Source organism: Actinomycetospora chlora (assembly GCF_039542135.1).
In the GTDB taxonomy this organism is placed as follows: domain Bacteria; phylum Actinomycetota; class Actinomycetes; order Mycobacteriales; family Pseudonocardiaceae; genus Actinomycetospora; species Actinomycetospora chlora.
In genome coordinates, this window is sequence record NZ_BAABHO010000104.1 from 1 (window position 1) to 5,156 (window position 5,156).

The window sequence follows — 5,156 nt, forward strand, 5'->3', positions numbered from 1 at the left end:
CGGGCGCCCCCGGCGACCTCGGCCACCTCGGGGGGCGCCGCGGCGGCGTCCCCGGCGGGCTCGGGCACCTCGGCCGGCGGGTCGCCCGCCGCCCGGGCGCCCGCCGCCGCGGCCGGCGTCGCCTCCGGCCCGGTGCGGGGACCGGGGGATGGCCGGGGCCGCGGCGGCGCGTCCGGCGAGCCCTCGACGAGCGTCCCCGCCGGGCCCCGCGGGCGCGGCGGGCCGGTGTCCGGCGACGCCGGGATGAGGCCCGCCTGGTCGCTCGGCGCGCCGGGCGCCGGCAGGCGGAACGCGGCCGTGCGGGGTGCCGACGGCGTCGCGAGCACCGGGCCCTCCGGGTCGGAGAGCAGCGGGCGCAGGCGCCGGCGCACCGCGGCGAGCGGCATCCGCAGCGCCGGGTCCTTGACCATCAGGCCGCGGATGACGTCCACCACCGGCCCGCGGCCCGACGGCACGGGCACGTCGCCGTGCACGACCTCGGTGACGGTGCCGACCGGGTCGCCCGCGTCGTAGGGCGGGCGGCCCTCGATGCAGGCGAAGAGGGTGGCGCCGAGGCCCCAGAGGTCGGCGGCCGGCCCGACGGCGCGGCCCATCGCCACCTCGGGCGCGATGTAGGGCGGCGAGCCGAGCACGGTGCCGGTCTGCGTCATCGACTGCTCGGCGGCGTTGCGGGCGATGCCGAAGTCGGTGAGCTTGATCTGCCCGTTCTCGCCGATGAGGACGTTGCCGGGCTTGACGTCGCGGTGGGTGATGCCGGCGCGGTGCGCGGTCTGCAGCGCCGAGGCCACGGCCGAGCCGATCTCCGCGGCCTGCGGCTGGGTCAGCGTGCCGCGCTCGCCGATGTAGCTCGCGAGGCTGCGCGAGGGCAGCAGCTCCATGACGACGTAGGGCTCGGAGGCCACCTCGACGACGTCGTAGAGCGTCACGACGTTGGGGTGGCTGAGCATCGCGGTCGCCCGGGCCTCGCGCAGCGTCCGCTCCCGGACGATCGCGCGCTCACCCACCGGGACCGACGAGAGCCGCACCTCCTTGACCGCGACCGGGCGGTGCAGCACCTCGTCGTAGGCCGACCACACCGTGCCCATGGCGCCGCGGCCGAGCTCGTGCTCGAGGCGGTAGCGCCCGACGATCCGGCGCGGGCCGGGGGCGCCAGGTGCATCCGGGGCTGCGGGACTCACCCGACCATCATGGCAACGCCGACCGTTGGACTCACCGCCCCCGGGGTACCCGGTGGTACGTCCCCTGCGACGGGCGGGCCCCGCGCGCCGGGCAACGGCCCGTGACGCCGGTGACCTGCGCCGATCGTCCGCTCGTCGGATCGGGCCCGGTCGCCGGCCGCCGCACACAGCGCGGTCGCGACCCCTCGGCGCGAGGGCGCGCCGGGAGACCGCAACCGCCGTCCGGCGCAGGCATGCTGGGCCGGACAGTCGGGCACATCACGTGTCCGACACGGGAGGTGTGTTCGATGACTCTGGCGGAGCCTCGTCCGGTGCCGGCCCACGTGGCCGACCTCGGCGCGGGCAACGGCCCGGAGTGGATCGATCGGTGGCTCGCCGACCACGCCGACGACGTGGTCACCTGGCGCCGCGCGCTGCACCGGCGGCCCGAGCTGGCCCGCCGCGAGCACGAGACCACCCGGCTCTGCGCCGAGACGCTCGCCGCCGCCGGCCTGTCGCCGCGGCTGCTGCCGGGCACCGGCCTGGTGTGCGACATCGGCGCGGGACCCCGCACCGTGGCGCTGCGGGCCGACCTCGACGCCCTGCCGCTGCAGGAGCAGTCCGACGCCCCCTACGCCTCGCGCGTGCCCGGCGTGGCCCACATGTGCGGCCACGACGCCCACACGGCGATGCTGCTCGGCGCCGGCCTCGCGCTCGCGTCGGCGCCCGCGCTGCCCGGCCGCGTGCGGCTGATCTTCCAGCCCGCCGAGGAGGTGCAGCCCGGCGGCGCGCTCGACGCGATCGCCGCGGATGCCCTCGAGGGCGTCGACCGCATCTTCGCGCTGCACTGCGACCCGCGGCTCGAGGTCGGCCGGGTCGGCACGCGCACGGGCGCCATCACCTCGGCGTGCGACATGCTCGAGCTGCGCCTGACCTCGCCGGGCGGGCACACCTCGCGCCCGCACCTCACCGCGGACCTCGTGCACGCGCTCGGCACGGTGATCACCGGCCTGCCGGACCTGCTCTCGCGCCGGGTCGACCCGCGCTCGGGCACGGTCCTCGTGTGGGGCACGGTCGGGGCCGGTCACGCCGCCAACGCCGTCCCGCAGCAGGGCGTGCTCGCGGGCACCCTGCGCACCGCCCAGCACGCGACGTGGAACGAGCTCGAGCCGCTGGTGCGCTCGCTCGTCACCGCCCTGCTGGCGCCGACCGGCGTCGGCTACGTCCTCGAGCACCGCCGGGGCGTCCCGCCGGTGGTCAACGACGCCGTCTCCGCGGACCTGCTCGCGCTCGCCGCCCAGCGGGCGAACGGCCTCGACGCGGCCGTCGGCACCGAGCAGTCCAGCGGCGGCGAGGACTTCGGCTGGTACCTCGAGCACGTCCCCGGCGCGATGGGCCGGCTCGGCGTGTGGTCCGGCGTCGGCGAGATGTCCGACATCCACCAGCCGACGTTCGACCTCGACGAGCGCGCTCTGCCGGTCGGCGTCCGCACGCTCGTCCACGCAGCCCTGGCGTCCCTCGCCGGCTGACACCCCGGCCGATCCGGAACCCGACCAACCGGATCGCGCGCGCGTCGGGGCGTCGGGCACGATGGCGGCCGTGAGCGATGCGACGGCGACCGTCACGGACTCCTCGGCCCCCGACGGCACGGACGCGGTGCTGCCCCCGGTGACCCGCCGCATCGCCGACGAGCTCGGCGTCGGCGAGGGCCGGGTCACGGCGGCGGTCGAGCTGCTCGACGGTGGCGCGACCGTCCCGTTCGTCGCCCGCTACCGCAAGGAGGCGACGGGCGGGCTCGACGACGCCCAGCTGCGCACGCTCGAGGAGCGCCTGACCTACCTGCGCGAGCTCGAGGACCGTCGCGCGGCGGTGCTCGAGTCGGTGCGCGCGCAGGGGAAGCTCGACGGCGAGCTCGCCGCCCGCATCCTCGGCGCGGAGACCAAGAGCCGCCTGGAGGACGTCTACCTCCCGTTCAAGCCGAAGCGGCGCACCAAGGCGCAGATCGCCCGCGAGGCGGGCCTGGAGCCGCTCGCCGACGCCCTGCTGTCCGACCCGACGCACATCCCGCGCACGGCCGCGGGCAGCTACGTCGACCCGGACCACGGTGTGCCCGACCGCGACGCCGCCCTCGAGGGCGCCCGCGCGATCCTCGTCGAGCGCTGGGCCGAGGACGCCGACCTCGTCGGCGAGCTGCGCGAGCAGATGTGGCGGCGCGGGCGGCTCACGGCCGTCTACCGCGACGGTCGCGGCGGGGAGGGCGACACCGCCGCGGCGAAGTTCTCCGACTACGCGGCCTTCGACGAGAAGTTCACCCGCCTGCCCTCGCACCGCATCCTCGCGGTGCTGCGCGGCGAGACCGAGGAGGTCCTCGCCCTCACGCTCGACCCGCTGGCCGCCGACGACGACGAGTCCGCGATCGGCGAGGTCTACCTCGCCCGCATCGCCGCGGCCGTCGGCGTCGCCGACCGGGGACGCCCGGCCGACCGCTGGCTCGGCGAGGCCGTCCGCTGGGCCTGGCGCACGCGCATCCTGTCCCGCCTCGTGGTCGACCTGCGGGTCCGGCTGCGCGAGGTGGCCGAGGAGGGCGCGGTGCTGGTCTTCGCCGGCAACCTGCGCGACCTGCTGCTGGCCGCCCCGGCCGGCGCCCGCCCGACGATGGGCCTCGACCCGGGCCTGCGCACCGGCGTCAAGGTGGCCGTCGTCGACGGCACCGGCAAGGTGGTCGCCACCGACACGGTTCACCCCCACGTCCCGCGCCGGCAGTGGGAGGCCTCGCGGACGCGGATCGGCGAGCTGGCCCGCGAGCACGGCGTCGAGCTCGTGGCCATCGGCAACGGGACGGCGTCGCGCGAGACCCACGCGCTGGTCCGCGACCTCATCGCCCGCCAGCCCGACCTCGGCCTCACGGCGGCCGTCGTCTCCGAGGCGGGCGCGTCGGTGTACTCCGCCTCCGAGCAGGCGTCCGCCGAGCTGCCCGACCTGGACGTCTCGCTGCGCGGTGCGGTCTCGATCGCGCGCCGCCTGCAGGACCCGCTCGCCGAGCTGGTCAAGATCGACCCGAAGTCGATCGGCGTCGGCCAGTACCAGCACGACATCGCCGGCACGGCCCTGTCGCGCTCGCTCGACGCCGTCGTCGAGGACTGCGTGAACGCCGTCGGGGTCGACGTCAACACCGCCTCGGCGCCGCTGCTGCGCCGCGTCTCGGGCATCAGCGCCGGGCTCGCGACGACGCTCGTCGGCTACCGCGACGAGCACGGCCCGTTCGCGTCGCGCTCGGCGCTGCGGGAGGTGCCCCGTCTCGGCGCGAAAGCCTTCGAGCAGAGCGCGGGCTTCCTGCGCATCCCGGCCGCGGCCGACCCGCTCGACCGCTCCGCGGTGCACCCCGAGTCCTACCCGGTGGTGCACCGCATCGTGGCGGCGACGGGCACCGACGTCGACGGGCTCATCGGCAACACCGCGCTGCTCCAGGGCCTCGACCCCGACGCCTTCACCGACGAGCGCGTCGGGCGCCCGACGGTGCTCGACATCATCGCCGAGCTCGACAAGCCGGGCCGCGACCCGCGTCCCGAGTTCACCACCGCCGAGTTCGCCGAGGGCGTCGAGCAGATCACCGACCTGACGCCGGGCATGGTCCTCGAGGGGCAGGTCACCAACGTCGCCGCCTTCGGTGCGTTCGTCGACGTCGGCGTGCACCAGGACGGCCTCGTGCACATCTCGGCGATGTCGAAGGACTTCGTGTCCGACCCCCGCTCGGTCGTCGGGCCCGGGGACGTCGTGCGCGTGCGCGTCCTCGACGTCGACGTGGAGCGCAAGCGCATCTCGCTGACCCTGCGCCTCGACGAGGAGGAGCCGGCGGCCGAGGGCGGCGGGCGTCCCGAGGGCGGGCGTCCCGAGGGTGGTGGCCGCGGTGGCCGGGGTCGCGGCGGGCGTGGCCGCGGCGGTGGCCGGGGTGCCGCGGCGGCGGCCCCAAGTCGGAGGCCAAGCGGTCTTAGGAAGACA

General features: G+C 76.8%; 2 protein-coding genes. One reads left to right on the plus strand and one right to left on the minus strand.

Annotated features, from left to right (window positions below):
• Nucleotides 1-1,178, minus strand: a 1,178-nt coding sequence (locus ABD994_RS30765) for a serine/threonine-protein kinase (RefSeq protein ID WP_425550161.1), incomplete at its 3' end; no start/stop codon positions are given.
• A 287-nt stretch (nt 1,179-1,465) separates the two neighbouring features.
• On the opposite strand from ABD994_RS30765, the gene ABD994_RS30770 reads away from it, so the two are divergent.
• Nucleotides 1,466-2,686 (plus strand): amidohydrolase, encoded by a 1,221-nt coding sequence (locus ABD994_RS30770; protein ID WP_345425380.1) that lies wholly within the window; start codon nt 1,466-1,468, stop codon nt 2,684-2,686.
• The last annotated feature ends 2,470 nt before the right edge of the window (nt 2,687-5,156 follow it).

What these genes read in the sequence shown, in the direction of transcription:
- ABD994_RS30770 (WP_345425380.1), top strand. Translation starts at nt 1,466, where the DNA reads ATGACTCTGGCGGAGCCTCGTCCGGTGCCGGCCCACGTGGCCGACCTC.